The organism is Nitrospira marina, from assembly GCF_059568365.1.
In genome coordinates, this window is the sequence record NZ_JCANTH010000001.1 from 3488330 (window position 1) to 3513941 (window position 25612).

21 protein-coding genes are annotated in these 25612 nt (G+C 49.4%); 8 read left to right on the forward strand and 13 right to left on the reverse strand.

Features of this window, described 5'->3' with window-relative positions; translation table 11 throughout:
* Positions 1-62: 62 nt before the first annotated feature.
* Positions 63-1640, reverse strand: a complete 1578-nt coding sequence (locus LX98_RS14890) for an AAA family ATPase (protein ID WP_496429650.1) — start codon at positions 1638-1640, stop codon at positions 63-65.
* A gap of 200 nt (positions 1641-1840) precedes the next feature.
* Here LX98_RS14890 and LX98_RS14895 point away from each other — a divergent pair, with 200 nt between their 5' ends.
* The 3 genes from LX98_RS14895 to LX98_RS14905 all read left to right on the forward strand — a co-directional run bounded on the left by LX98_RS14895 (position 1841) and on the right by LX98_RS14905 (position 3871).
* The gene (locus LX98_RS14895; protein WP_496429651.1) at positions 1841-2446 is read left to right on the forward strand and encodes a c-type cytochrome; all 606 of its coding nucleotides are present in this window, start codon (positions 1841-1843) and stop codon (positions 2444-2446) included.
* A gap of 25 nt (positions 2447-2471) precedes the next feature.
* Entirely contained in the window at positions 2472-2786 is a 315-nt protein-coding gene (locus LX98_RS14900) for a hypothetical protein (protein WP_496429652.1), read from the forward strand.
* A 473-nt stretch (positions 2787-3259) separates the two neighbouring features.
* On the forward strand, positions 3260-3871 hold the full coding sequence (locus LX98_RS14905; protein ID WP_496429653.1) for a Slp family lipoprotein: 612 nt from the start codon (positions 3260-3262) through the stop codon (positions 3869-3871).
* Positions 3872-4096: 225 nt separating this feature from the next.
* Here LX98_RS14905 and LX98_RS14910 read toward each other — a convergent pair whose 3' ends face one another.
* The 4 genes from LX98_RS14910 to LX98_RS14925 form a co-directional block, all read right to left on the reverse strand.
* A complete protein-coding gene (locus tag LX98_RS14910) occupies positions 4097-4948 on the reverse strand; it encodes a hypothetical protein (protein WP_496429654.1) in 852 nt (283 codons plus the stop codon).
* A gap of 431 nt (positions 4949-5379) precedes the next feature.
* Entirely contained in the window at positions 5380-5865 is a 486-nt protein-coding gene (locus LX98_RS14915; RefSeq protein WP_496429655.1) for a response regulator, read from the reverse strand.
* A 133-nt stretch (positions 5866-5998) separates the two neighbouring features.
* Positions 5999-6667: a hypothetical protein gene (locus LX98_RS14920; protein WP_496429656.1), complete on the reverse strand. Its 669-nt coding sequence runs from the start codon at positions 6665-6667 to the stop codon at positions 5999-6001.
* 213 nt (positions 6668-6880) lie between these two features.
* Complete coding sequence (locus tag LX98_RS14925; protein WP_496429657.1) at positions 6881-7675, reverse strand: S16 family serine protease; 795 nt, start codon at positions 7673-7675, stop codon at positions 6881-6883.
* 320 nt (positions 7676-7995) lie between these two features.
* Between LX98_RS14925 and LX98_RS14930 the strand changes: the two genes are divergently transcribed.
* Complete coding sequence (locus LX98_RS14930) at positions 7996-9270, forward strand: HD domain-containing phosphohydrolase (protein WP_496429658.1); 1275 nt, start codon at positions 7996-7998, stop codon at positions 9268-9270.
* 374 nt (positions 9271-9644) lie between these two features.
* Positions 9645-9812 (forward strand): hypothetical protein, encoded by a 168-nt coding sequence (locus LX98_RS14935; protein WP_496429659.1) that lies wholly within the window; start codon positions 9645-9647, stop codon positions 9810-9812.
* Between the two features lie 97 nt (positions 9813-9909).
* On the opposite strand, the gene LX98_RS14940 is transcribed toward LX98_RS14935, so the two are convergent.
* The 6 genes from LX98_RS14940 to LX98_RS14965 all read right to left on the reverse strand — a co-directional run bounded on the left by LX98_RS14940 (position 9910) and on the right by LX98_RS14965 (position 17676).
* Positions 9910-10869, reverse strand: coding sequence for an NAD(P)-binding domain-containing protein (locus LX98_RS14940; protein ID WP_496429660.1), 960 nt, complete (start codon positions 10867-10869; stop codon positions 9910-9912).
* Between the two features lie 23 nt (positions 10870-10892).
* The gene (locus tag LX98_RS14945; protein ID WP_496429661.1) at positions 10893-12422 is read right to left on the reverse strand and encodes an agmatine deiminase family protein; all 1530 of its coding nucleotides are present in this window, start codon (positions 12420-12422) and stop codon (positions 10893-10895) included.
* 168 nt (positions 12423-12590) lie between these two features.
* The gene (locus tag LX98_RS14950; protein WP_496429662.1) at positions 12591-13469 is read right to left on the reverse strand and encodes a nitrilase-related carbon-nitrogen hydrolase; all 879 of its coding nucleotides are present in this window, start codon (positions 13467-13469) and stop codon (positions 12591-12593) included.
* A 387-nt stretch (positions 13470-13856) separates the two neighbouring features.
* Positions 13857-14642, reverse strand: a complete 786-nt coding sequence (locus LX98_RS14955; RefSeq protein ID WP_496429663.1) for a hypothetical protein — start codon at positions 14640-14642, stop codon at positions 13857-13859.
* A gap of 76 nt (positions 14643-14718) precedes the next feature.
* On the reverse strand, positions 14719-16170 hold the full coding sequence (locus LX98_RS14960) for an alkaline phosphatase D family protein (protein WP_496429664.1): 1452 nt from the start codon (positions 16168-16170) through the stop codon (positions 14719-14721).
* 33 nt (positions 16171-16203) lie between these two features.
* Positions 16204-17676, reverse strand: coding sequence for a YhjD/YihY/BrkB family envelope integrity protein (locus LX98_RS14965; RefSeq protein ID WP_496429665.1), 1473 nt, complete (start codon positions 17674-17676; stop codon positions 16204-16206).
* A 161-nt stretch (positions 17677-17837) separates the two neighbouring features.
* On the opposite strand from LX98_RS14965, the gene LX98_RS14970 reads away from it, so the two are divergent.
* The 3 genes from LX98_RS14970 (at position 17838) to LX98_RS14980 (ending at position 22543) form a co-directional block, all read left to right on the forward strand.
* Complete coding sequence (locus LX98_RS14970) at positions 17838-18410, forward strand: tetratricopeptide repeat protein (protein ID WP_496429666.1); 573 nt, start codon at positions 17838-17840, stop codon at positions 18408-18410.
* Between the two features lie 165 nt (positions 18411-18575).
* Entirely contained in the window at positions 18576-19799 is a 1224-nt protein-coding gene (locus tag LX98_RS14975) for an HD domain-containing phosphohydrolase (protein ID WP_496429667.1), read from the forward strand.
* Between the two features lie 53 nt (positions 19800-19852).
* On the forward strand, positions 19853-22543 hold the full coding sequence (locus LX98_RS14980) for a PAS domain S-box protein (RefSeq protein ID WP_496429668.1): 2691 nt from the start codon (positions 19853-19855) through the stop codon (positions 22541-22543).
* Between the two features lie 934 nt (positions 22544-23477).
* On the opposite strand, the gene LX98_RS14985 is transcribed toward LX98_RS14980, so the two are convergent.
* Complete coding sequence (locus LX98_RS14985) at positions 23478-24479, reverse strand: tetratricopeptide repeat protein (RefSeq protein WP_496429669.1); 1002 nt, start codon at positions 24477-24479, stop codon at positions 23478-23480.
* Positions 24480-24653: 174 nt separating this feature from the next.
* Positions 24654-25607, reverse strand: coding sequence for a type II secretion system F family protein (locus LX98_RS14990; protein ID WP_496429670.1), 954 nt, complete (start codon positions 25605-25607; stop codon positions 24654-24656).
* Positions 25608-25612 lie beyond the last annotated feature (5 nt).

Here is a 25612-nt window from a genome sequence, read left to right on the forward strand (position 1 = left end):
CAGCATGAGAACACCGCGCCAGGACAAAATCATCGAAATGGGTTCCCTTCAGAATTTTGGATTTAATTTGCACTATTTCTTCCTTGTTCAATAAGACTCTTGATTGTACTTCTAAACATCTGCAAATCGGTCGAATCCACGCGAATGGTCGTGTCATGTTCGAGTTCGGTTAAGGGCTCCTCTTTGGCCTTTTGCTGCTCCATGACTTCAATCGTTGCGTCAGAGGCATCGGTCTGTTGCTTGGCCCGACTTGCTATTCGCTCCGCCAACACTTCATCCGGCGCCCAGACGTCCAATATAACAATAGGTACGTGCCGTTCCTGAGCGAGTCGGATGAATGATTGTCTTTGGGCCTTCTCAAGGAATGTAGCATCCACAACGACAGAATAGCCTGCATGCAACATTGTATTTGCAAGATTCCATAACCGATCATAGGTTACACGAGTCATATCTGACGCGTACAACCTCTTTGATGTTTCCTGACCAGGGACGATTTTACGTTGTTCGGCATGGATCCGTTTCCGTTCCACATCGGATCGTACGCGCATGGCACCCAGAGCTTTCACCACTTCAGTCGAGACCGTCGTCTTCCCAGTCCCGGATACACCATGCGTCAGCATCAACATTGGAGGAGCAGGCATCATCAATCGATGAGCCAACTCCACGTACCTGATTATTTCTTTAATAATTTCCTCCCGTACCGGGCCTCCTGCTTCGACCTGAGCCAGACGCAAGCCAGCCACTTTAGCTCGAACGAGTGCCCGATAAACCTCATACAGCCGGAACACACTCATCCCGTTATAATCACCAGTCAATTCCAGATAAGAGTTTAAAAACCAATAGGCCAAATCGACTCGGTCCCTGCTCTCTAAATCCATGACCAAAAACGCGACTTCACTGATGACATCAATCCATCGCAACTCTGGTTTAAATTCCAAGGAATCAAACACACAGATCCGCCTCTCAAATAGTGCGATATTGCCTAAATGAAGATCCCCATGACATTCTCGAATCTGCCCTGAAGATTTGCGTTCTCTGAGTTTTGGCCTCAATCGTTTCCATTCCTGGTTTGCCCATTCCTCGATATCCTTCATACAGAATTGAATCCGCGCAGGGAGGGCTGCCAGAGGAATGTCCTCAAAGCACTCTGCTAAGGGTCCCCATACCCTATCCGGCTCTCCATAGGAAAGGGACTCTCCTGCAGTTTCAATCCGGCCATGGAATGTTCCAATATCTATGGCCAGTTGACCGACCATAGATTCATCCAGGTTGCCCGTCTCTAGAAGATAGTGAAACTCCTGATCGGGAGGAAATTGTTTCATTTTGACGGCCCATTCAAAAGGGCTTCCGTCGCCATCCATACGAGGATTTGATGGGGACCCGGTGATGGAGACCACCCCCAGATAAAGCTGTGGGGCTAACCGTCTGTTGAGACGAACCTCTTCTTCACAAAACCATCTCCGTTTTTCAAGTGTCGAAAAATCAACAAACGAAAACAACACCGGCTTTTTTATTTTGTAGACATACTGACCGGTTAGCAACACCCACGAAATATGCGTTTCCACCACCGTGACCTGACTCACAGGGTGTGAATAACATTTCGGGTCCTGCAACGATGCGACTAGCTGAGAAGAAGTCATCGCCATCAAATAAAGGCCATCGGCCACATGAGAGGAGATAAAATTACATCGTTTCGGACCGGAATCACTGAATCCATTTGCCCATACTACCCAATTTCACTTCCTTCCCCAACCAGGGAAAAACATCCACTGGTGATGAACCTTCATTTGACTTGTGAAGAAAATCCCCGAACAGGTAGACTATAAGTAGCTGACCAACTATGTTGAGACGAATCAAAATCTTTTTTATTATCATTCTTGTCCTGTTGGTCGGGTCAACCTTGGCTGCGCTCTGGTTATTACCGGGGACGTTCTCCGCCAAAGGCACGCCGCCTGAGTGGGAAGTGAAAGCTGCCAGGTTTATCCGACATTTGGCAACTCCGAGTCACTTTCTCAAAATGTCAAACCCCGTTCCTTTTTCTCCTGAAAATCTTGCACAAGCCCGGCATCATTTTGCCGATCACTGCGCCACCTGCCACGCCAATGATGGAAGCGGGAAAACCCGTATGGGTCCGAATTTCTATCCTCCTGTTCCTGACCTCAGGGACCCAGCTATTCAAGCCATGGCTGATGGAGAATTGTTTTATGTCATCCATTACGGCATTCGATTTACCGGAATGCCGTCCTGGGGGAAAGGTCTGCCGGAAGAAGATTTCGATAGTTGGAAATTAGTTCATCTCGTTCGGCATTTCCCCAATATTACTCCGGAAGAAATTACGGAGATGAAACAATATAATCCTCTTACCCGTGAAGAACGTGAGCAACAAGAAGCCATTGATCAATTTCTATCAGGAGAAGATGTCTTCCCCCAAGAGCACCATCATTGATTTTATCGTCCAAGGAGTCACCATCATGAGCATTTTAGCCCTTTTGTGCTCCCTATTTCTGACCACCCCCGCCTGGGCCCATGGCGATGCCGCTCATGTAATGGGAACCGTCACTGAATTGGGAAATGACCATGTGGTTGTCACAACTCCAAAAGGGGAATCCCTCACTCTCGCCTTTCATCCTCAAATTACGTTTCAACAAAATGGTATTCATGTCGAGCATGCCCGGCCGCAGGTTGGGGACCGATTGGTGGCCGAGGTTTCAAAAAAGGGCGTCCCTGAAAACCGCGACTGGGTTGCGACCGAAATCACGTTTTCCACACCCAAAAAGAAGCCTTGACTGCTGAACACGACTCACGACGGAAAATGAGAAACACAAATCATTCAGTTTTTTAGGGAAAGCCGAATCCATGCTTCCTCCGGATTGACTGACCCAAAAATCTAATTCTTTCCGTATCCTCATTATCTTCTCAAGATAAGTGCCTTTTTCGATCCTCTGGGATTTTGATCATTTCCCCCTGCCTTTAGGAACAATTGCATACCCATGACTAGCTCCCAGGTTCATAGCAATGTCTCAGAAATCCCTGACGAACGGCCTCATAAATAAGCAGGACAGAGCCAAGATTGAGCAAATGGGCCGGAGTGGATAGTCACCTAAACGTGATCCGGCCTGAGATCCCATCTTGGAGAAAGGGCGCCAGACCCGTTACTAAAGAAGACTCTCGGGTCAACAGAATCATCAGATGAATCTGTTGTATTTGCATCTCTTCACGGTGGAGGAATATGCTGTAAAAAAGATGACGAAGGAGCAGGATGACTTACTCGCGCACCATTAGTCTCTCACCTGTATTTTTTCCCCCTAAACTGGTTTTCCTTTTATTCCTTACCGTGTTTTATGCCACCGGATGCTCTACCCCCTACAAAAGCACCCTTCCTCCAGATCTGGCCGAACAAATCGACCCCCAATTACTGTTCCCACGCATCAAAGAGGACCCTGACAGCTTCAAAGGAAAACTAATCATACTTGGAGGGCAAGTTCTGGCGGCAAAACGATTAAAAGATTCAACCCAACTCACGATCCTTCAATTACCCCTCATCAATGAACAAGAGCCTACAACCGAACTGACGCAATCCCAAGGACGATTTATTGCCGAACAGGAACAATTTCTAGATCCCGCCACAGTCCCTCCTGGAAGCCGGATCACCCTGGCTGGAGAACTATCCGGCTCTGTCCAACAAAGTCTCGATGAAACCATATATACCTATCCCACTCTTATCATTAAACATTTCAAAGTTTGGCCAGCGTATCCATCTGACTACGCCCGATATGGCCCTTATCCTCAACCCTTGTTCTATCCCTATGGGTTTTCGTACTGGGGAGGGTATGGCCGGTTTTATCCCTATTACCCTTTTGGATATTGGTAAACCCCTCCGCCCAACCACAGACTATCTCTCGCCACTGATTTTCCAGAGAGGCCCAGGTATTCAAGCATCCCATAATTTCTAAAGGTTGGATCAATTTAAGAACTCCATTGTGCCACGGCAACCCGATTCAACAGCTGAAAATTTTAGAATAAAAAAAAGGAGGAGGCATGGCCTCCTCCCACAATACACGAGTATTTCAACGTCGCTGAAAACTCGACCGTGAATTTACAACTTTGCGTCCGGTTCATTCTCCTGGGATATGAGTTCAGTTGGCATCTCTTCTCCTGACGGTGCTTCCATTGAATGCTCTTCGCTGACAGAGATTTTTTCCATTGTGGTCTCTTCCACAAGAGGAATTTCCTCAGTCACCTTGGCTTCCATTGAGGCGGGAGCGATGACTGCCACGCTGTCGAAATCAGCCATTAACCCTATCGTATCCTCTCCTCCGTCTAACAGGAGCGTAATATTCGTAGTATCGTTCCGCCATTCCGCCACCATTTTTAAATGGCCACGAAGCAGGGCTTGTCCCCAGAGACTTTGATCATATTGGTACAATGTATCTAACCAGATTTCCTGAACCGAGGTCGGCATACCATAGGACTCGGTTATCCAGTTTTGGACCGTATGAAAATCGTTCACATAGTCCACCGCATCATCATGTTTGGGTTCAAATAAATAATTTGCCTGAGCAAGTTGGTCTTCGTAAAACGTGTAGGTTAACGAGGCGTCAATTCCTTCGATTTGACGACGATACCCTACCCGCTGCTCATAGGGCTCCAAGACCGGAGATTGGAGTTCCCAAACCGGTTGCACCGGTTCATTCAGCTTTACCTCTTGGGCATTCATCCCCCACTCCGTACTTCGCCGCTCAAACGTCTGAGGTTGGGCAGGAACGACCGTTTTTTGAATCACGGAAGGTTGCGATTGGTGGTGGGTTGGTCCCGCCAGCAATTGACCATTCGAATCCCGGTGACGGGTCAACAGCAAATATTCAGAGGCCTCATAGGCAAAACTTGTCGTCAGCAATGTTGTTCCCATCATGATAACTGCGCCCGTCAAAATAGAATGTGTTTTCATTGTGTTTCCCATTGCCCCCAAGGTTTTCAAACGCAAGTAATGATTAGAGGATCCCTGATAAGGATGATTGCACAGGTGGATCTCTCGTTATCACTACTCGTTAGTCCATATAGGATAGTGTCGGTTGTTGAAAAGAGAACTTTAGGGGGGAGCAGAAGCCGCTTATCCGGACAGAGCGAACATTCCCAATCCCTAGTTAGGATGAGAAATATTGAAATGCAGGACCACTGGAAGCCAATAATGCACGTTACGAAAAAGAGGAGAAATCGGTCAATTATGAAGAAATCTAATTGTATTCCGCATACCGAGCCTTCATTAGGAACGAGAAAAACCAATCTAGAGCAGGAACGGTCAAAAGAAATGAAGAGAGAAGAAAGATCAGGCACCAAAATTCGCCTGGAAGAATGGCAAATCCCTCACAGCACCGACTTTTAACACCAGGCAACATTGTTAGAGGAATCCCCGCCACTTCCAGCCAATGGTTGGGCAAGAATTTCCGCCCAATGCGTTTTCAAATTAGTAAACATCCGGAGATACCCGCTATAAGAATCGGGTTTTTGCATGTATCCATTCACTCCCATCCCGGCGGTATGACCGATATCTCTTGGAGCTTTTGACGTAGTCAACACCACAATGGGTATGGATGCTAAAGATGGATCCTTCCTGATTTCAGTGAGAACTTCCCCGCCGGTCATGTGAGGCATATTCAAATCCAGGAGGATCACACTGGGGCGTGGCGCGCATTCTCTCCTCGAAAATGGACCACGACAATACAAATAATCCAGCAATTCGGTGCCATCATTCACGCACCGCAATTCCTGTCCTATCGGGATCTCGTCCCATGCCTCTTTGACAATTTCACAGTCATCGGGGTTATCGTCAACAAGCAGGACCGTGTGAATAGGCAGAGTCATCATTAGTTTTCTGGAGTTGGCTCAACAGGAGATCAAAATCTGTGCGGGATCAAACCGCTTCTCAACAGCAAAGAACCTCTACCCATTATCGGCGGGTTCCTTTAAAACCTTTCCTGCACCCCCAACGCTCGTACACTTACGGCTGTGTGAATTCCGTTCCCACACCGGCCGCCGTCAAGGAAGGAACCTTGAGATGAACTGAGAACAACTGCCGACAAGTAGGAGACTCCGGGATATGTTTGGGCCAACTGGGAAGATGTCGGACATGCAACCACTGCACTAGAGCATCCCAACCACTCACCCGAACAACATCAGCATGAGGAATTGCACGATTCCAGGGTTGATCCATGACAAAAACTTGTCTATCGAGGGCACGATAGGCCTGAATATGGTGAGGATGATCGTCAATCGCGGCTGTTATTGTTTCGGGAATGTCGGTTTTTTCTTCAGTGTGGTACAACGCATCAAAAGGAAGACCATGTCTTTCTAACCAACAAAGAGTCTGAGGTCGTGAATACGGACGCCGGGCCGTCACGATGATAACCCGATAGCGACGATGGATGAGGGTCAAGGCCTGTTTTGCCCCAGGAAACAAAGGTAGCCGTGGGATCGACTCCTGGTGGAACCGGCAGAATATCTCTTCAAGGAGCTCAGGCGCTAATTGGCTAGCATCTAATCCACCGGCACTACCATACAGACCCACAGGCCATAATCTTCCCGTCAATTCCTGAAATAAACGCTGCACTTCAGGCTCCGCCCGGCCTAAAACATTATCAATATCAACCGCAAAACATGGTCGGACCATAGAAGATTACCCCATAGATATTTTCTTCAACACCTAAACCTGCTAAGAGAAAGCCTCAAGCCAACAGTTGTTCCTTTCCCTATTTGCTACCATAGAAATATTCCAACCAAACAAGCAAGCGGAAGACAAAACCCTTTCACCCAACCCACACGGGGAATCTCCTCCCTCACCGGGATCACCATCCACGGGGCGGAATGTTCAATAGGAGGGAAGTTAGTGGGTTAGGCTGGCAGCAAGAGACTGGTCATTAAGATGGCTTCGAAGAGGCCGATGGGTTAAGGCGAGATAGGCATGTTTGATGGATCCCACCGGTGACACTTCCATCAGAAACGGGGTTTCCCAATCATCATCCGCCACGTCCGGTTCCTCCGGAATAAGTACTCGTCGATATCGTTGTTCATACGCGGCCAAAATCTTTAACGGGACTCCTCCCACAGTTCCCACATGTCCATCCGCCGTGACGGTACCCGTCAAAACCGTTTCCTCATCCACCGGCTCATTTTTAGCAAGGGCAACGACATTCAGGGCCGCCATGGCCGATAAACTTTCCCCGTACAACGTGACTCCCGGATAGGGCAAAATAAACTTGACCGTCCATGAATCAGGGTTCAGCCCGGCTGCTTCAACCACCAGAACTAAAGCGTCTTTGACCGATTGCTGTGCATACGGTGAAAACTTCCCTGGCCTGGAAAGAAATTGAAGATCCAAACCCTTATGATCCCGTCGCTGAAGAAATTCCAATTGAATTTCCGCAACTATGCCAACCTGTTCGGATTGTGCATTCATCGTGGTCCCAAGAATGGGAATCACCGTTCGAACATATTTGATCGGTGGACTCGATTCTGAAGCGGCATGGCCGGAGGAAGGAAGCCCCCATGACAGGAACACCGAGAGGAGGACACCTATGAGGAAAGACCAAGATGTCGCAAGGACATCCCGTTGAGTCCCACGCCTGGCAGATAAGGAATCTGAAATACCCCCGTGAATTAATGCTCGACATCCACCCATCGCCATCCCCCATGAAAGCTGTCTTCTCCTTTTCGGCCTGGCAAGGAGAACACTTAAATTTCATGAGGTCGGGCACTAAATTTTGCTGGCTCTGATAGTCCCTGGGCCGTATCAATTCACAGAATTTTCTGTCATTGCACAACAGAGACATCTTCCCTCATCACAACACATCCTTCGAGTCGGCAAGCCTTTCATTCTCCACGTGTTCACTACTGAGGATGAGGTTAAGATCGGCCGAAAGAACGCCGATGAGGAACCCAGGCATTCCCCACAATGAAGAAATGAAAATTCCTCCCTAAGAACTCTTCATCGGTGTACATATGGCCATCAAACGAATACCGACAACTTCCGCCCAAGTGGGAATGTACCTCTGTGGAATCGACCGTTCATGGTTAAAGACTCCATTCCTCGTGCACCGGTTTCTCATCAAATCTTTGAGCGATATTGCCAAATTAGAACAGGCTGGAATTCAAGAAATCACCATTGATACTGATCGTGGGCTTGATGAAGTACCAGATTCTGAACCACCGCAGACCCATGATGATGTCTCATCCACCACGAATTCACTAATACCTGCTTCCTCCCGTCCGCCCGAAGTCACACGGCTTGACCAGCTTTCACCCTCTGTTAAGGGAAAATCCTTATCCGGTGAACTCACCACGATGAAGATGGTGCGGATGTATATGCTTGAAGGCATTCAGGATATCCTCCACACCCTGCAGAAAACCGGACGGCTTGCCATGGAACAGGTTCATCAGATCACTGAATCCGTCATGGCTGAATCCCTCCGACATGAAGAAGCCTGTATCGCAATGATTCGGACCAGGGACTTTTCTCCAGCCTTATTCGATCACGCACTCGCGGTCAGTACATTAGCCGTTTTATTGGGACGAGCTGTGGGGTTGAACAATATAGCGTTACAACACCTGGCAAGCGCGGGCCTTCTCCATGACGCAGGGCTCTTAAACATTCCGCAAGTCCTTCACCGACCGCTCAACCAGTTATCTGACGCAGAATTAGTCATGTACCATAAACATCCCCATAGGGGGGTTGAAATGCTGTCCCAGCAGGCGAGTCTTTCGGACGAGGTTGATACGTTAATCCGTGAACATCATATTGCCTTGGATGGCACGGGATATCCTGCGAATAGTGATCCAGTCAAAATTCAAACATCCAGCCGAATCCTTCGTATTGTCGACGAGTATGATGAATTGTTAACCGGTCATCACACAGGGAAGCCCCTCCCGGTCAGAATCGCTCTCCAATCGTTGTATCAACAAGGCAAGAAAGGGCTATTAGATGGCGTATTAGTGGCGACATTCATTAATCTCATTGGAATCTATCCCACCTATGCCCTGGTGGAATTGAGTACCGGTGAACGGGGAATTGTCACAGCAAACTCCAGAGATAATCTGCTTCAACCCACGATCCTCATTATCCAGGACGCAATTCATCAACCGTTGCCTGAACCGATCCCGTTCAACTTCTCTGTACTCTCCTCTCATGAATCACGGCCAGAAATTGTGCGGGTCCTTGCTCCCGAACAAGTCGGCATTGACCTTGATTCTGCTCTGGATAATTGGATGACGTTGTAGCCATCCCTGCCTGTCGGTCAGACAGCAACGACTCCCCCGGTCCAACCGGGAAGAACACGTTTCCGCTGTAATCACCCGCAATCCACGACAATGTCAAGAAAGAAATACCACTGAGCCCTCCCGCAAGTTTCAAACAATAATGTCGATACAGGCCCAAGCATGACCCAAAGATGTCTCACCGCATCAGTGGCGGAACGGAGTGATCAAAAATGGAGCAGATCCGCCAGCAACCGACCACAAAAACATGGCGTCTCTTAGGCCTCACAGGCCTGGCCCTTTCAGTCGCGTTCGTCCTGAATGAAGCACAAGCCCGGGAGCTGCCCCTGGCTTCTCCCATTCACCCCCTCAACACCCAAAGGACTCACCCCACCAACATGACCTCCAAAACCCACTCTTTAGAAAACAATCCTACTTCCCAACCAACAAAATTCATCAACCCCAGTGAGGCAGGTTCAAGAGAAAGAGATAACGAAGATAAAACACAAAAGAAAAGACTTGGGTTTGCAATTTTATTTCTAGGAACGTTGGCCGAAAAAAGCTAATGCGTATGATCAGCACGACCGAGCATTAGTCCAGCAGAGCGGGAGCATGACCCATATCCATAGTAAACCATTGAGGAAATGCGGCTCGAGATTTGCACTACTTTGACAAAGTGTGAGGAGAGGAATCTGCAGGTAAAAAAGTCGGAGATAAATCTTCCAGCGCCAACAACAACGCATGCGTCCCGGAACGCCCGTGACCATTCGCTTGAATCGCAACATAGAGCTTTCGAACCAGTGAAAGCCCTGTCAGAAGTAAGCCCATTCGTTTGGCTTCATCTAACGCAATACCCATATCCTTAATAAAATGCTCCACAAAAAATCCGGCTTCAAAATCCCGTTTCAACATCCGAGGTGCCAGATGGTCAAGTGTCCAGCATCCCGCAGCCCCACTGGATATGGAACGCAACAGAGTTTCACCATCCAACCCGGCTTTGTGGGCATACAATAACGCTTCACACACACCGATCATCGTGCCCGCAATCGTGATTTGATTACAAAGTTTGGCATGCTGCCCGCATCCTGCTTGACCTTGATACACTACGGTTCTTCCAAACACGGACAAGATCGGCCTGACCGCTTCAAATGTCATTGAATCTCCACCCACCATAATGGACAACGTGCCATCTCTGGCCCCAACGTCACCGCCAGAAACCGGCGCATCCAGAGCCGATGCGGATTTTGAAGCGGCCACCCTGGCTAATTCACGAGCCAGCGTCGGCTCAGAAGTGGTGAAATCCACGAAAACCTGACCAGGGCGAGTCTGCGGCAGCAGTCCATCTGGTTGAAGATAAATCTGACGAACATCCTGAGGAAAACCCACCATTGTACAAACCACATCGGCTCCCGCAGCTACGGCGACCGGAGATTCTGCCCACCGGGCGCCTTGATCCAACAACACCTGAGCTTTAGAAGGGGTGCGGGTAAATACCGTCAACGCATACCCCGCACGAAGGAGATGTTCGCACATTGGCGCGCCCATCACTCCGGCACCAATCCATCCGATTCGAACAGGCGAAGGAAGAATCAGAGGATCGGCCGCAGGGGCAGAGGTATTCATGAACGCTCCATGAGGATCGATAATTAATCAGAGGCTGGCTGTTGTTGCGTCAAGCAATGAATGGTCCCAAATCCCCAGACCAGATCCACGGCATGAATACCTACCACAGTTCGATCAGGAAACAGGTCAGACATAATCCCTACTGCCACCCGATCGTGGGGATCATTAAAGGTCGGCACCAACACGACAGCGTTCCCGATATAAAAATTGGCATAACTGGCGGGTAGCCGTCGTCCCTCAAAATAGAGCGGCTCAGGCATCGGCAAGGGAACCACCAGTAACTTTCTCCCGTCTTCTACCCGCATACCCTCTAATCGCTCGGCATTTTCAGCCAAGGGACGATAGTTTTCATCGGCTGGATTGGACTCCTGACACAGCACCACCGTATAGGGATCTACAAACCGGCATACATCATCAACATGCCCATGCGTATCGTCACCGGCAATGCCTTGCCCTAACCAGAGAACATGGGAAATGCCTAAATGTGTGCCAAACACTTCCTCATAATCCTGTCGGGAGAACCCGGGATTCCGTACCTGGACCTGCTCATCCAACACACATTCTTCCGTGGTCAACAACGTTCCTTGGCCATTCACATCGATGGCGCCACCCTCCAGAACCACCCCTCCACCATTTCGTTCAACAGGGACCACGGGAACCTGGAGTTTCCGGCCTAATCGAACCGGAATACGATCATCCAATTGCCAATCCGGATACTTGGCCCAGGCTGTAAAACGAAAACGGGCAATGGCCACCTGAGGATCAGACTGATCCCGTTTCACGAAAATGGGGCCAAAGTCACGCGCCCACCCCCGATTGGTCGGAACACGAAAAAATTGAATACGGGCCCTATCGATCCCAACTTTGTCCAACACCCGCCTGGCTTTCAATTCATGGTCTTTGTCATTCACGAGAATCCGAACAGTTTCCCCTAAAGACAGCCTCCGGACCATTTCCCCATACACCCAGGAGATCGCTCCCATTTTCCCAGGCCAATCCTTCGTATTATGGGGCCATCCTAGCCAGGTCGCCTCATGTCGCTCCCACTCTGCCGGCATCCGAAACCCTAATTCAGGTACCCTCGCCGTATGAGAGACTTTCTCTTGATTAGAGAAAGTGCAAGTCTGGTAATCCTCTAATTCCATCTCCCTGCCAGGGCTCGGCTCTGAAAAAATGACAGGGCTAGGGGGAAAATGAAGGTTCTTAGAATTTTCCATGACTCTCACAATCTCCTCCACCACTTCATCCGTCTTCGTTAGAACATCATCATCGCAAAATCGAAGGACCCGAAAACCCAACGTCGTCAAATAATTGATGCACGCCTCATCAGCTTTTTTCTGTTCTGGATGTGGTTCCCCTTCCAGCTCAATAATCAGCATTCCTTCCAAACAACAGAAATCAACAATACTCCCACCGATTGGATGTTGCCGCCTGAACTTCCATTCCTTAATCTGACCATCTCGAATCCGGCCCCAGAGGCGTTGTTCAGCATCCGATTGATTCCCACGCAGCCTGGCCGCAATGGATCGCCATCTCGGTGCAATCCGCTTCATCTCTTCCTTCACCCTGATCTTTTCCCCAAAGGGATAAGGAAAATTGCAAAATTGGAAAACATGCTACCCATTTGGAAGGTACAGCGCTTCCCTCTGCCTAAAAGAGCTCGGCCTCAAAGAAAAGGCCTAGGGTAAGGGTCAGCACCGCAAATTTGTACAGAGGCCGGGTTAATGAGACTCATCCATAAATCGCTTCGTGATCCCCCCATACGCATCAATGCGGCGATCGCGAAAAAAAGGCCAGTTGCGGCGGACTTCTTCAATGCGTTTGAGATCAATATCCACCACCAGCGTTTCTTCTTTCTCAACAGGCGCCTGCGCAAGCACCACCCCAAAAGGATCACAGACAAACGAACTGCCCCAAAACTCCAACCCATCACCCCCGACCGGAGCCTCATGGCCGACACGATTCACGGCCACCACAAACACGCCGTTCGCAATGGCATGACTGCGTTGGATCGTCATCCAGGCATCTCGTTGAGCTTGTCCTTCCCCGGCTTTTTCTTTTGGATGCCAACCAATGGCCGTGGGGTAAAATAAAATTTCCGCTCCCTGTAGGGCCGTCATCCTGGCCGCTTCCGGATACCACTGATCCCAACAGATCAACGGCCCAACCATGGCGTGCGTCGTGTTGATCGCCTGAAAACCCCGATCTCCTGGTGTGAAATAAAACTTCTCGTAATAGGCCGGATCATCCGGAATGTGCATCTTGCGATACAATCCGGCCATCTCCCCCTGTTCATCCAAGACGACAATGGAATTGTGGTAGACCCCTGCCGTCCTCCGCTCAAACAACGACACCAAAATCGTCACACGATGGGATTTGGCAATTTTGCCAAAGGCCTCTGTGGAAGGTCCAGGAACGGATTCTGCCAAATCAAACAGAGCCACATCTTCCTGCTGACAAAAATATTGAGAGCGAAACAACTCAGGCAGGCAGATAACCTGCGCCCCGTTTCGCACGGCGACCTCAACCTTGTCCACCGCACGCTCCAGATTTTCAGCAGGATTGGTGGAGCAAGCCAATTGAATTAATCCAATTTTCACCACATTTTCATCCTCATTTTTATGAATTCATCCCCCCCCATTTATAAGGAGAGGTCCCCCCCTACAGAATGCAAAATACCGTTGGGAGAGGGAGAAAGATCAAAGCCGTACCGTCAACAATTGTAAAGTGTCCTATTATCGTTCATAAGCCACATCGCACTTCTACCCCACCTCGCTACTTCGTCTTCTTCAGAAAAAAGCCCTCATTCAAAAAGGAGAAAGGAAAAACCCTGGGAATCAGCCGCACTAAGGGGAAACAGGGTATCAATCCCAACATCTTCCATCGGGAATCAATGCTCATTTTTTCGAATGGATCCCCGCAAACTCCTGCGGAAATTTGGGGATAACAACCTCGACCTTCAAAGTTAGGTCCCCATAGATAGGAACCTATTCGTTAGGACGGAGCATAGCACAGCCGGGATCGCGAGCCACAAACATCCCGGCCACTTTCCGGTCTTGCTCCTTGAAGGCCTTGTGCCACCAGCAGGCCGCATTCCAGAGGTGCTCCGGGGCGCTGTTGCGCTCGGAGGTACCCGGTGTCACACCCAAACCAACGCCTTCAAAAATAAATTCAATATACGAGGAGGCAGCGATGGGCATACCCTCCCGCAACGGATTGCGCTTGGCCCCTTGGGACCAGAGATAGCTTTGCCAGACTCCCAACATCTCCCAAAAGTTGTAACGGACACGATCCTGATTCCAGTCCCTCGCGCGTTTTTTAAGCTTTTTGGCCTCCTCATCCGTCATACCGACAGCCACAAGTCCGACATTCGCATCGATGTCTTTGTCTTCATACAGGCCTAATGTGCCTTCATTAATGCCGTTACATTCCGGCCTTGGGAACATCCCGTTGCGTGAATGCAGGGGAACTTCAAGAATCGGCAGAGACCGTAACGACGTGCGAGAGGTCACGGGTTCGGCCACCACAAACACATGCGACCAGAAACTCGGGCGTAAGTCCCAACGCAACATGGACTGTGCCGTTCGCAACGTATGTCCGGGAAGGTCCCGGCTGCCGATCAACCCCACGGTCATCAATCCACGACTGCCGATGTCCTGTTTTTGCAAGGCGGCAAACGCATCATTAAAAAATTGCAGGTTGGTGCGTTTGCCATATTTGCTGGTCCAGTCTTTGATAGCCGAATTTCTGGTTGAGGTTTGAGAATGGCGCATGATGAATTCCTTTCGTCACATCACTCGAAGAACGATTTGAATGGATGACTTGGTTCTGTGAAAATCTTCCATACCGCTAACGAAGCAGCAACTCCTTCTTAAAGACACACTCTAATGGACCTCTTACTCCTTGAGGAGGAGGAACTTCATCCCAATCCAATTCAATGCGCTTAGCCGGCAACCGCCACAATTCCAGCTCGAATCGCACGCGAGGCGTTTCTCCAACCTGGCTGCCGGGAAACATCCGCACAATACCGACATTGTTCTGAATGGTCATAATCTCGACATTTTTCTGTGGATCAATGTTCCAGACGGATTCACCGCCCTGGGCATTCGGCTTGACCCGAATTCGTTGAGGGGGCGCCTCCGGTCGAGTATTGCCCGGGCTAATCATGGCGGCGGGAGAGGCGATGAATTCCGGCACGCCATAAGGCGCATCGGGGAAAGGACCATGTGCTTCAGCATATCGGCCGGTGTGGATATCCCCCGAAAGGATCAAAATGTCGTGGGGCACTCCCTGCGTGTTCTTTCCGCCTAAACTCCGCTCAATCACGCGCCAGAGACGGGCATAATCTTCCTTGAAATTGGATAAAGAATGATCTTTATAATTCCCGTCTTTTTGAAAAAGAGGTTGACCTAATACCAGCACGCCAGGTCCCTGCAACCCCTGTTGCCAGTCTTCTAGTGCTTTCCATTGATCGTCCAAAATGAAATGTCCGGCTCCTTTGTCGCGGCACTCCCCCCGTGTGGACCGGGTATCGGTAATAAAAAAAGAAACGGGATCGATACCAAGAGAATACCAGCGGGCTTCATCAGGATTCAGGCATTGCTGGTATTGATAATAGAGTTGATCAGCAACAGGACCATAGGTATTGCGATGTGAATCATCCCATGCCTGAATCAGATGTTTTTGCTTTTCAGGATAATCGTTCCAATATTCGTGATCATCACACGTGATAAAATTTGGGTTGAGTTGAAGGACTTCCCGGTAATGTTCGTCTTCCCAATATTGCCGATATCGTTTTCCAAAAAGTTGAATCGCCTCCTTATCAGCAATATCCCAATAAAGGGGCCAGTCAAGATAGACTTGGTCTCCAATCAGCATCTTAAAATGCGGCTGACATAATATTTTCAACTCCCTCATGCCTGCGCGGTAATATCCATCCCGGTCGTTGTTCTGCCAAAAACAGGAGGAAAAGAGAAACGTGACCCCTTTGTCAGTAACGTTCTGAGGAAGAGTCGACCAGGAAAACGTTTGAACTTCGGCGTCATTGTTAGTTCCCACCTGGATCTCAAAAAGTGCACCGTGTGGTGGCGCGGTGTTTTGTAATCGCACAGACATTATCCCCATCCGTCGTTTCAGCCCTGATAATGGCGGTAACAGCTTCCATTCAGTGTGAACGGGGACCATGGTACCACCTTGCCGCACTTCAATAGCGGGTGGAGCAAAACTGCCTTCCCCTTTTTGCGAACACCAAATCCGCCAGCCTTGGCCATTATTGAGAGGCGCACCCGGGACAATCCACATATTCATCTTCCTACCCTTATCAACACACGTTCATTACCTTGCCCTCCCTTTCCTGACCACAGGAGGATCGGGTTGTCTGGTTTCTTGGAGATAGTTTGGAGGACCGGGAACCTCACCCTCCGACTCGGCGTGAGCTGCCCCACCGGGATCTTCACCCTGGGCCTGGTCCATTCCGTTCTCTTCTTCAACGACTTCAGGTTGACGTCGTACTAAATCCCGCAACGTCATGCCTTCCAATGCGGCTTTCACCGCCGCATCCCGGCGTATAAGGACCCGACTAATGGAATCTGAACCCACTGTAAATGCCTGGGGCCCATCATGGAGTTGATGCTGAACCACCCGTAACACCTCGACCACCGGAATATTCTCTGGTGCCTGCGCCAATACCAACCCTTTGGGTTTATCGCCTTTCACGACCATCTGGCCTTTCACCAGATCATCGATGAGCGATTCCACCAACGTAAGAGGTACACCTTGTGCGCGGGCTAACTGCTCTGCCCTGAGAGGTGGCTTCCCTGTTAAAAACCGGCGGGTAATATGGGTGAGCAATGACAGTGTGAGGTATTCTCGGAAGAGTGGAGTCTGATTTTTTCGACCTAAATGTAAGAGGTATGCAGATGGGTGCTGATGATAATAGGCGACTTGAGCTCCTGCCAGCACAATGAGCCATCCGACATAGAGCCAAATGAGAAAGAGAATAAGCACGGCAAAGCCTGAGTATATGGCGCTATATCGTCCTGTCCCTACGACAAATGATGCAAACGCCAATCCGGCCACTTGCCAGAGCAGCCCTGCCGTCACCCCCCCGATCAGCGCTGAGTTAAAATTGACCTTTGTATAGGGCAGAAACTTGTAGAGAAACGTAAACACCAGGCACATAAAAAAGAAGGGCAGCAGATTGGTGAGCACGACCATCAGATGGCCAAGCGGCTGGACTTCCAGAATTTTTTGGACAAGCCAATGACTTTGCGCCGAGGCAGTAAGTCCGAAGGCGGTAAAGACAATCACCGGACCCACGAGGACGACACTTAAATAATCGGTGACCCTTCTGGCCAACGGACGCCCTGCATCAACTCGCCAAATCGAGTTCAGTGCCTCTTCAATTTTTTCAATCAGGGAATATGTCGTATAGAACAGTCCCGCAATGCCCACCGCTCCCAAGACCCCAACTTTCATGTTGTCGACAAACTGGATAATATTCGTGGTAATCTCGATTCCTTTGGGCCCGAGCGGATCCAACGCTTGCGCCAGAATCGGTTGGATCTTTTGATGAATGCCAAAGGCTTTGAGGACCGAGAAGGTGACCGCTAGAAACGGAACCAGGGAGAGGAGAGTGGTATAAACCAAACTGGTGGCTCGAATACTCAGGACACTTTCCTGAAATTCGGCGACCGCCACCAATACCAGACGCAGAGCTTTGACCCCGAACTGTCGAAACCCAGTTAACGCATCGACATCCTCCTTCCACACGTCATGCTGGCAATATCGCAATACCTGGTCAAGCATCTTCGTCTCCGTCACGGGCCCTGCACCAGACTACCCTACAAAGAGTGACAGAAAATGTCCAGAATGTCACAGGATTTCCCCATGATAGTTGTCCAATCTAACGGGAGGTTTCCTTCACTGACTTGTGCCTCTAGTTAGATGTGAAGGCGCGTCCGATACTTATGAACCACATCGCAAACCGAACATTGATTATGGGGTGGCTGCTTGCAGGTCTCATCTGCCTGGTCACCGGTTGCCCGACATCGTCCGAATGGGATCGGCAATGGGAACAGATCCATGCGGCTCTCTCCCATGGACAATTGCAAGAAGCCAAAGACCTGCTTCATCGTCTATTACCATCAGTTCGAAAACAGGGGCCGACCGATGAACGACATGCCCTGGTGATTTATCAGCTGGGAGAAGTCGCCCGGTTGGAAGGACAAGAGAGTCAGGCCGAAGCCTATTATTGGGAAGCCTTGCCCCTGTTGGCTCAATCTTTGGGTTCTGAACATCTTCGGATGGCCGATCCTTTAGCTGCCCTCGCCTCGTTATATCAGCGAAAAAACCAATTGGAGATGGCCCGCCCACTTCTCAAACGAGCTTTAACCATTCGTGAAAAATCCTGGGGACTTTCTGCCCCGCAATTACTCTCCACCCTGCAAACTTACCATGCCCTCCTACTGGCTGGAGGTCACCCAGAGGAAGCGACGGAAATTGCCGGCCGCATTGATCGGATTCTCAAACGCTCCTCCTAATCCTTCTCCTGTTTTCCTCCTAATTGTCGGCCCTCTCTTGCCCTTTTACGGGAATATCGTTACCATTGCCCGGATTCTATCCAGTCCCCGGTTGATTGGTACCCATCTGTACATCTCACATCTCATCTGGTGCGTTTTTTATCCCCTTTTGCCCAACCTTGCACCATGAATAAACGTATTTCTATTCATGACCTGCGGCCTGGGATGTATGTCACGGGCATGGACCGATCATGGTTTAAAACTCCGTTTCTCCGTCACAAATGGACGATCAAACGAGAGGATGAGATTGCCCTATTGCGCAATTATGGAATTAAGGAAGTCCAAATTGACACGGAAAAGGGATGCGATCTTGCCGAGGTGGGTGACGTTCAGCACACGTCAGAAAACCAAGAACTTTCTCCCTCAACCTCGTTAACATCCCCCAGAGTGGATTCAGGGCCCAATCCGGAAGATATTGAGGCCGCACGCCTCCTTCGCGCAGAAGCTATCTCCACCATGGAGATATTTTTCCGTCAAATGGAAGCGCCCACTCCCCAACACATCCAGGAAGTCCGAAGTGTGGTCAGCATCCTGCTCGATGGAATTTTAGACCACCAGGCCGCGATGGTGTCGCTGATTCAAATGCGTCGCTTCGATCCTAATCTGGCTTCTCATGGGGTAGATACGGGAATGTTAGCTATGGCCATCGGACAAGAACACGGCTGCGATCCGACACAATTAAAACTCGTTGGGCTTGCCGCTCTTCTCCACGACATCGGACAACTTCGTCTCCCGTTAAATATGATCCGTAAGGTTGAACGATTCACACCGCAAGAGCAGAAACTTATGCAGGCCCATTGTGAAATGGGCATGGCCATTCTTAATCAATTCCCCGATATTCCTGACGAGTCGAAACGGATGGTCTTAGAACACCATGAGCGGCTTGACGGGTCCGGTTACCCCAAGGGATTACGAGGCCTTCAGATTTCGGAACTCACTCAAATACTGAGCATTGCCGACACGTATGACGCGCAAATTAGTGGACGATGCAGCTGTCCACCCGTGCCACCTGCCCGGGCTTTATCCGAGCTGTATCAGGCTGCCGTCGGAGGGCAATACCATCTTTATCTCGTCCAGCGATTAATTCAACTCTTAGGGGTGTATCCAATTGGTTCCCTGGTTCGGCTGAATACCGGCGAACAGGCCGTCGTTGTGTGGGTTTCTAGTCATAGTCGAATGACCCCTACCATTAAATTACTCAAGGACTCCTTGGACCAACCCTATCCTGAACAGGAAATCATTGATCTGGCGGCACAACGCCCAACAACCCCTCATCGATCGATTGAAAAAGCCTTGGACCCTATTCGGGAAGGATGGGATATGTCGAAAATCCTTGAAGCCTTATGGTAAGACGAGGTATCGTTCACACGATGTCGTCGCTAAGATTAGGAAGGAATCGCTGAGTGGATCGGCAATATTTTTTTCAAGAACTCAAACAAATGGACATCCCTGGACTAGAGACGGCATTACGTTCATCCCAAGCCTTTGTGCATACCCTGATGGATTCCATCAACATTGGCATCTGCCACGTGGATACCCAAGGCCAGATTCTTTCCCTCAACCTGGAAGGCGCCAGGATTCTTCATCGAACCGAAACCTCTTGCCTCGGGCAATCCTTTCATACACACGCGCAATGTCTCCATATTGATCTGGTCACACAAGAGGAACACTGCCCGATCACGAGATCGATCACCACGGGAAAATCTATATGGAGGCCTCAACTTTTGATTCGACGGCCGAGTGGCGAAACCCGTTGGGTGGAATTTCAATCCACACCACTGACAAATCCGCGCCATTCAGGTGCGTTGATTATTTTTCGGGATCTCAGCCAGGAACTCCGGCAACACGAAGCGAATCAACACCTTGCGTCGATGCCGGAAGAAAGCCCAAATCCCATCGTGGAAGTGGACGCCCAGGGCCACCTGGCCTATGCCAACCCTTCCATGATCCGCCTCCTCGATACCTATGGATTTCGGGAAGACGGTGTGCCAATGGTGCTTCCAGCCACACTGACACAACTCGCCCTGGGATGCCTCAAAACCACAACCCCCATCAGAGGTCTCACAGTCATTGTTGAGCATCACCACTTTGATTGGACCTTTTCCCCTCTCCAGGAAAAAGGTCTCGTGCGGGGATATGGCCTGGATATCACGCATCATGTGAGGGTCAGCCAAACAATGACCCAACTTCATTCTCAATTTTCCTCACTGGTGGACTCCGCCCATGAAGGGATCATTTCTGCCGACTTACACGGAACCATTGTCTCGTGGAATCCTGCAGCCGAATCCATCTTCGGTTATCAGGCTGACGAGGTCCTTGGACACTCGATTGTCACCTTACTGGAAGAAGGCTATCGAGACATGTACCGGAAAGGACTGGGAGATATCAGTTATGGTCGATCTTCGACCTTTTTTCTTCAGCAACCCTTGGAACTCACCGGCCTCCGGAAAAGCGGCGAATCATTTCCCTTGGAAATTTCTTCCACAAGTTGGAAAGTCGGCATGGACACCCATTACGGCTTTATCCTTCGAGATATTTCAGACCGGAAACGCCTCGAACATGCCCTCATTGCTGAAAAGGATCATCTGGTCACCACGCTTCAATCAGTCGCGGAAGGCATTGTCACAACTGATCGAGAGGGACGCATTTCTTTCTTAAACCCTTTGGCGGAGCAGATCACCGAATGGACAACCCAGGAAGCCTTGCACCGACCATTCCAAGAAATTTTCCGTCTGACCGGTGATAGCCAAAAAAATGATGAGGAGCCGTCTTTACAGTTTTCTTCCAGAACCCTTGTCCTCTCTGAGTTGGATGCCCCTCATCAATTATTGACCAAACATGGGCGGCAACGGAAGATTACCCTGAGAGAGGGACCGATCCGCGATCATAGCGGCCATCTCCTAGGAACGGTGATAGTCTTCCGAGATATTACCGACCAATCCCGTCACCAGGAAGAACAACAACGAATCAGCAAACTCAATTCTTTGGGAGTCTTGGCGGGAGGGCTGGCTCACGATTTCAATAATATCCTCACGACGATATTGGGGAACGTGTTCGTGGCCAAATTGCGAATGGTGTCAAACGACCCTCTGACGCAAAACCTCGAGCAAGCCGAGCAGGCCTGCTTGCGCGCCAAAGAATTAACCCAACAACTCTTGACCTTTGCCAAAGGCGGAGCCCCGATAAAGACATCCATCGCGTTAGGAGATCTGCTTCGAAAAAGTACGATTTTTGCCCTATCAGGGTCATCAATCAGTTGTCATTTCGACATCCCCGATGATCTTTGGCCTCTTGATGCGGACCCCGGTCAACTCCGGCAGGTTTTTCAAAACATTACCCTCAATGCCAGACAGGCCATGCCTCACGGTGGTCACTTAAGCGTCAAAGTAGAAAACGTAGGACTGAAAGATCCCTCGGCCCTTCCTTCATCATCACTCATCCCTGGAAACTATGTGCAAGTGTCTTTTGAAGATCAGGGGAACGGGATTGAGGCCCGACAGTTGCCAAATATTTTTGATCCGTATTACACCACCAAACCGGGCGCATCCGGGTTGGGGTTAGCCACCGCTCATAGCATCATCCAGCAGCACCATGGACATATCAGCGTGACATCAAAAGTCGGAGTCGGCACGACCTTTACCGTGTATATCCCATCCACATATGTCACCCCGGATGGTGAGGCACAGCACATTTCAAACATTCCCAGAAAATGCAGAGGACGGATCCTGGTTATGGATGACGAACACAGCATTCGCCGTATGGTTGAGGATGCGCTGACGCAGTTCGGTTATGATGTCGTAAGCGTCCCGGATGGGCAAACGGCTATCGACCTGTTTTCCAAGGCACTGGCGGATGGAATGAAATTTGAAGTGGTCATCCTTGATCTTACCATCCCGGGCGCGATGGGAGGAGTTAAAGCCATTCAGCATCTTAGGAATTTAGACCCTCACATCAAAGCTATTGTCACCAGCGGATATTCAGACGATCCCATTATGTCCCATTTTCAAGATCATGGATTCCAGGGAATCTTGGTCAAACCTTATAAAATTTTCGACCTCGCAAAAACTCTTGAAACCATGTTTTCTCGAAACTAGCGTAAACAATCCACTGATCTCCATAAGCCCTTCATGGTATTTAATAGGTCATCCGACACAGGTCGTATCCTGAAAAGCGGCCTTCCCAATCCTAATATTCAAAATAAAATAGTCACACACAAGGTACAAAGACGGAGGCATGTATTTCAATTTAAGGACTAGCAGATTCGACTTTGACGCAAGATTCCTTATTATTCCCTACCGAGACATCACAAGTTTATCGTCCTGATTCTTTGATCCAGTGAATTTACCCTGGTACAGCTTAGACCAATCAACAATCCTGCCTTCACTGAACTCTTTGAAGGATGCGTCGCCCAATATCTTTGCATCAGTGTAGCCCCGGATATCTTTTAGGTTGAGTTCGGCCACATTCAGTGAAGCCTTATACTGGTCGTCGTTCATGGTCAAGTCTGGCAACGACCTGGACGCCACTCTATTCCCGTTAGTTTTCACAGCCACATCTATGTAGGATGTCCTTAATGACTTCGGAAGAGAAAAAGAAGAATGCATAGATGACAAAAAATTAAGAAAAAGCAAATATCCGACCATGTGGTTTTGGACCCGTAATCGTGTCCCAGGCTCCCCCCGATCAAACGTTTAACCAGGTAAAAGCCCATGCCAGGAAATCCGAAGGCTTACCCGTCAAACCACACGCATAAGCCTATAAGACAGGAGCAATTAAGGTCAAAGAGATTCAACGGGAAGAGTTGAAGGATGGAAGGACCAGCGGATTTTTCGCTCCTGATAGAAGCGAATTCCACCTTATGGTGATTCGAAGGGGATCCTCGTAAGGATCAGTTCAACTAATTGTCAGAGAAAATCCATTTCTTACACAACAAATGCACTCCCGATCACCCCAGTCAAAATTGGCTCAAGCCGGGCAATCAATACTGGGCAGAAGGCATTGCCGGGACGACTCCATCAAAGAGATCGGTCAAATTGCCCCCACACACACGGGGTCCCGTCGGATTAACACTTGCTGCTGAACCAGAGGAAGTTTCGCCAGCATTCGATTGCTGAGCATTAAATTCTCACTGGCTTTTTCGTAAAAGGTCGGTTGGGTTTCAATGGCTTTCTCAAAACAACGGGAAGCTCGCGCAAACTTCCCAACTTCCAAAAATGCCACACCCAAGTTATTATAGGCCTTGGCCGAATCCATTCCTCGGGCATAGGCTTCGTAGGCCAGATCGAAATGCCCAAGTTTGGTGAGAGCTAACCCGAGGTTGTTTGAAATTTTGTCGTTGGATCCACCAACCTGAACGGCACGCTGAAAAGTTCTGACCGCCTCTTCATATTGGGTATCGAGGTAATACGCCATACCTAAATTGTTCAAGATCGAAGGATCATCTGCCCTCTTCTGCAAGGCAACTTCATACAGGTGGATCGCCTCTTTATGATCATGACGCCGATCCGCCACAATACCAAGGTAATTTTCGGAGGTCCACATTTCAGCGTCATACATTAAGGCCGCCTGGAATTCCTTCTCCGCCTCCTGATCCTTCTCCATCTTCAGCAAGGCCCGACCCATTCCCTCATAGGCTGGAGCAAAATTCAAATCATAATCCAGGATTCGGTGAAATTGGTCATAGGCATTCTGAGGGGATCCTTTTTCCAAATAGATCACTGCTAACTTGTACCGTGCAGGAATCTGTTCGGGCGAAGCCTCTAACACTTTTTCATACTGAATTTTTGCCGTCTGATAATCGCCTTGTTGTAGATGAGCATCTCCCAGTTTTTCAAACTCGTCGCTGTTCATGACCTGAGTAAGGTCTACGGGCGCTTGGGATTCCGGATTGATCCCGGCCTTCTGTCGTTCCATAATTTGCTGATAATGTTCATCCTGGAGAGTGAACATGGATTTTTCTTTTTGGGCACACCCAACGGCACCCAAATGAATTAATATGAACACAGATACGAGGAGGCTCGCCTTCTTCATTGTGTACCTCATCTGAAAGGTTTCATTTACTGCCTGTAATGCAATCGACCCAACCCTTATATTCGCTGTTGAAATTTTCTGTTCTGTTGTTTCGTGAAATGGAACTCCCATGTTTTGTCTTCCCCTATGCTATTGAAATGTTTTTCGCATCTCTTGTTCGTGGCTCTTACGTGTTCACCCTCCCATAGCCGGCATTAAATTTCGCAGCAGGCTGATAGCACCAGGACCAATAATCACTACCATTAATGCCGGGAAAATAAACAATATAAGAGGAATCATCAATTTTACTGGAAGCTGTGCCCCTCGCTCTTCTGCTTTAAGCCTTCGTTTTAACCGCATGGAATCGGAGTGAACTCGAAGCGCCTGACCAATACTCGTGCCAAATCGATCGGTCTGAATCAGCAAGGCGACTAAACTACGAATATCATCGAGGTTCGTCCTGTTGACCAAATTCCGAAGCCCTTGTTCCCGGCTTAAGCCGGCACGGAGCTCCAAGTTTAACAAGATAAATTCATCACCAAGATCGGGATGGCCTTGCTTGACTTCCTGCCCCACCCGGGCAATGGCTTGATCCAGCCCTAACCCCGCTTCTACGCACACGACCATCAAATCCAGCGCATCAGGAAACCCATTCACTAAGCGTTCTTTTCGTTTAGTGATGGCACTGCTCAACCACAGTTGGGGCCCATAAAATCCCACCATCATGACACCAATCAACGCCATGGGAAAAAACATGGGATCTTTCCCCTGCATCACCTCGGAACCAAAAACAAGGAAGGTCAGGCCTAGCAGAATGGCCAGAAAAATCCGGGTTCCCAAAAACACCACAATCGCTCGTGGACTTCGATACCCTGCCGTGGCCAATGAGGCGCGCAATCGAGTGGTGACGGCTTGGTCCTTGGGCTTATTGACCTGACCCAATCGCTCCAGCAGCTTCATCCCTTGATCTTTCAAACTAACTTTCTTGTCATTTTTTTGCGAGGAACTCTGCGAGAGAGATTGGCCCTTCGCCCGTACACTCCAGTCCTTGACCTTTTCCTGAGACTGCATATAACTCCACGCACCCCAGCCGATAACGAGAACCCCCAAAAATACCAAAAGACTGATCAAGAATAATGGATCCATCATGCCAT

Excerpts from the sequence above, each read along its gene's own strand:
- LX98_RS14890 (WP_496429650.1), bottom strand. The coding sequence starts at position 1,640 with ATGACTTCTTCTCAGCTAGTCGCATCGTTGCAGGACCCGAAATGTTAT.
- LX98_RS14895 (WP_496429651.1), top strand. The coding sequence starts at position 1,841 with ATGTTGAGACGAATCAAAATCTTTTTTATTATCATTCTTGTCCTGTTG.
- LX98_RS14900 (WP_496429652.1), top strand. The coding sequence starts at position 2,472 with ATGAGCATTTTAGCCCTTTTGTGCTCCCTATTTCTGACCACCCCCGCC.
- LX98_RS14905 (WP_496429653.1), top strand. The coding sequence starts at position 3,260 with ATGACTTACTCGCGCACCATTAGTCTCTCACCTGTATTTTTTCCCCCT.
- LX98_RS14910 (WP_496429654.1), bottom strand. The coding sequence starts at position 4,948 with ATGAAAACACATTCTATTTTGACGGGCGCAGTTATCATGATGGGAACA.
- LX98_RS14915 (WP_496429655.1), bottom strand. The coding sequence starts at position 5,865 with ATGATGACTCTGCCTATTCACACGGTCCTGCTTGTTGACGATAACCCC.
- LX98_RS14920 (WP_496429656.1), bottom strand. The coding sequence starts at position 6,667 with ATGGTCCGACCATGTTTTGCGGTTGATATTGATAATGTTTTAGGCCGG.
- LX98_RS14925 (WP_496429657.1), bottom strand. The coding sequence starts at position 7,675 with ATGGGTGGATGTCGAGCATTAATTCACGGGGGTATTTCAGATTCCTTA.
- LX98_RS14930 (WP_496429658.1), top strand. The coding sequence starts at position 7,996 with ATGGCCATCAAACGAATACCGACAACTTCCGCCCAAGTGGGAATGTAC.
- LX98_RS14935 (WP_496429659.1), top strand. The coding sequence starts at position 9,645 with ATGACCTCCAAAACCCACTCTTTAGAAAACAATCCTACTTCCCAACCA.
- LX98_RS14940 (WP_496429660.1), bottom strand. The coding sequence starts at position 10,869 with ATGAATACCTCTGCCCCTGCGGCCGATCCTCTGATTCTTCCTTCGCCT.
- LX98_RS14945 (WP_496429661.1), bottom strand. The coding sequence starts at position 12,422 with ATGAAGCGGATTGCACCGAGATGGCGATCCATTGCGGCCAGGCTGCGT.
- LX98_RS14955 (WP_496429663.1), bottom strand. The coding sequence starts at position 14,642 with ATGCGCCATTCTCAAACCTCAACCAGAAATTCGGCTATCAAAGACTGG.
- LX98_RS14960 (WP_496429664.1), bottom strand. The coding sequence starts at position 16,170 with ATGTGGATTGTCCCGGGTGCGCCTCTCAATAATGGCCAAGGCTGGCGG.
- LX98_RS14965 (WP_496429665.1), bottom strand. The coding sequence starts at position 17,676 with ATGCTTGACCAGGTATTGCGATATTGCCAGCATGACGTGTGGAAGGAG.
- LX98_RS14970 (WP_496429666.1), top strand. The coding sequence starts at position 17,838 with ATGAACCACATCGCAAACCGAACATTGATTATGGGGTGGCTGCTTGCA.
- LX98_RS14975 (WP_496429667.1), top strand. The coding sequence starts at position 18,576 with ATGAATAAACGTATTTCTATTCATGACCTGCGGCCTGGGATGTATGTC.
- LX98_RS14985 (WP_496429669.1), bottom strand. The coding sequence starts at position 24,479 with ATGAAGAAGGCGAGCCTCCTCGTATCTGTGTTCATATTAATTCATTTG.
- LX98_RS14990 (WP_496429670.1), bottom strand. The coding sequence starts at position 25,607 with ATGATGGATCCATTATTCTTGATCAGTCTTTTGGTATTTTTGGGGGTT.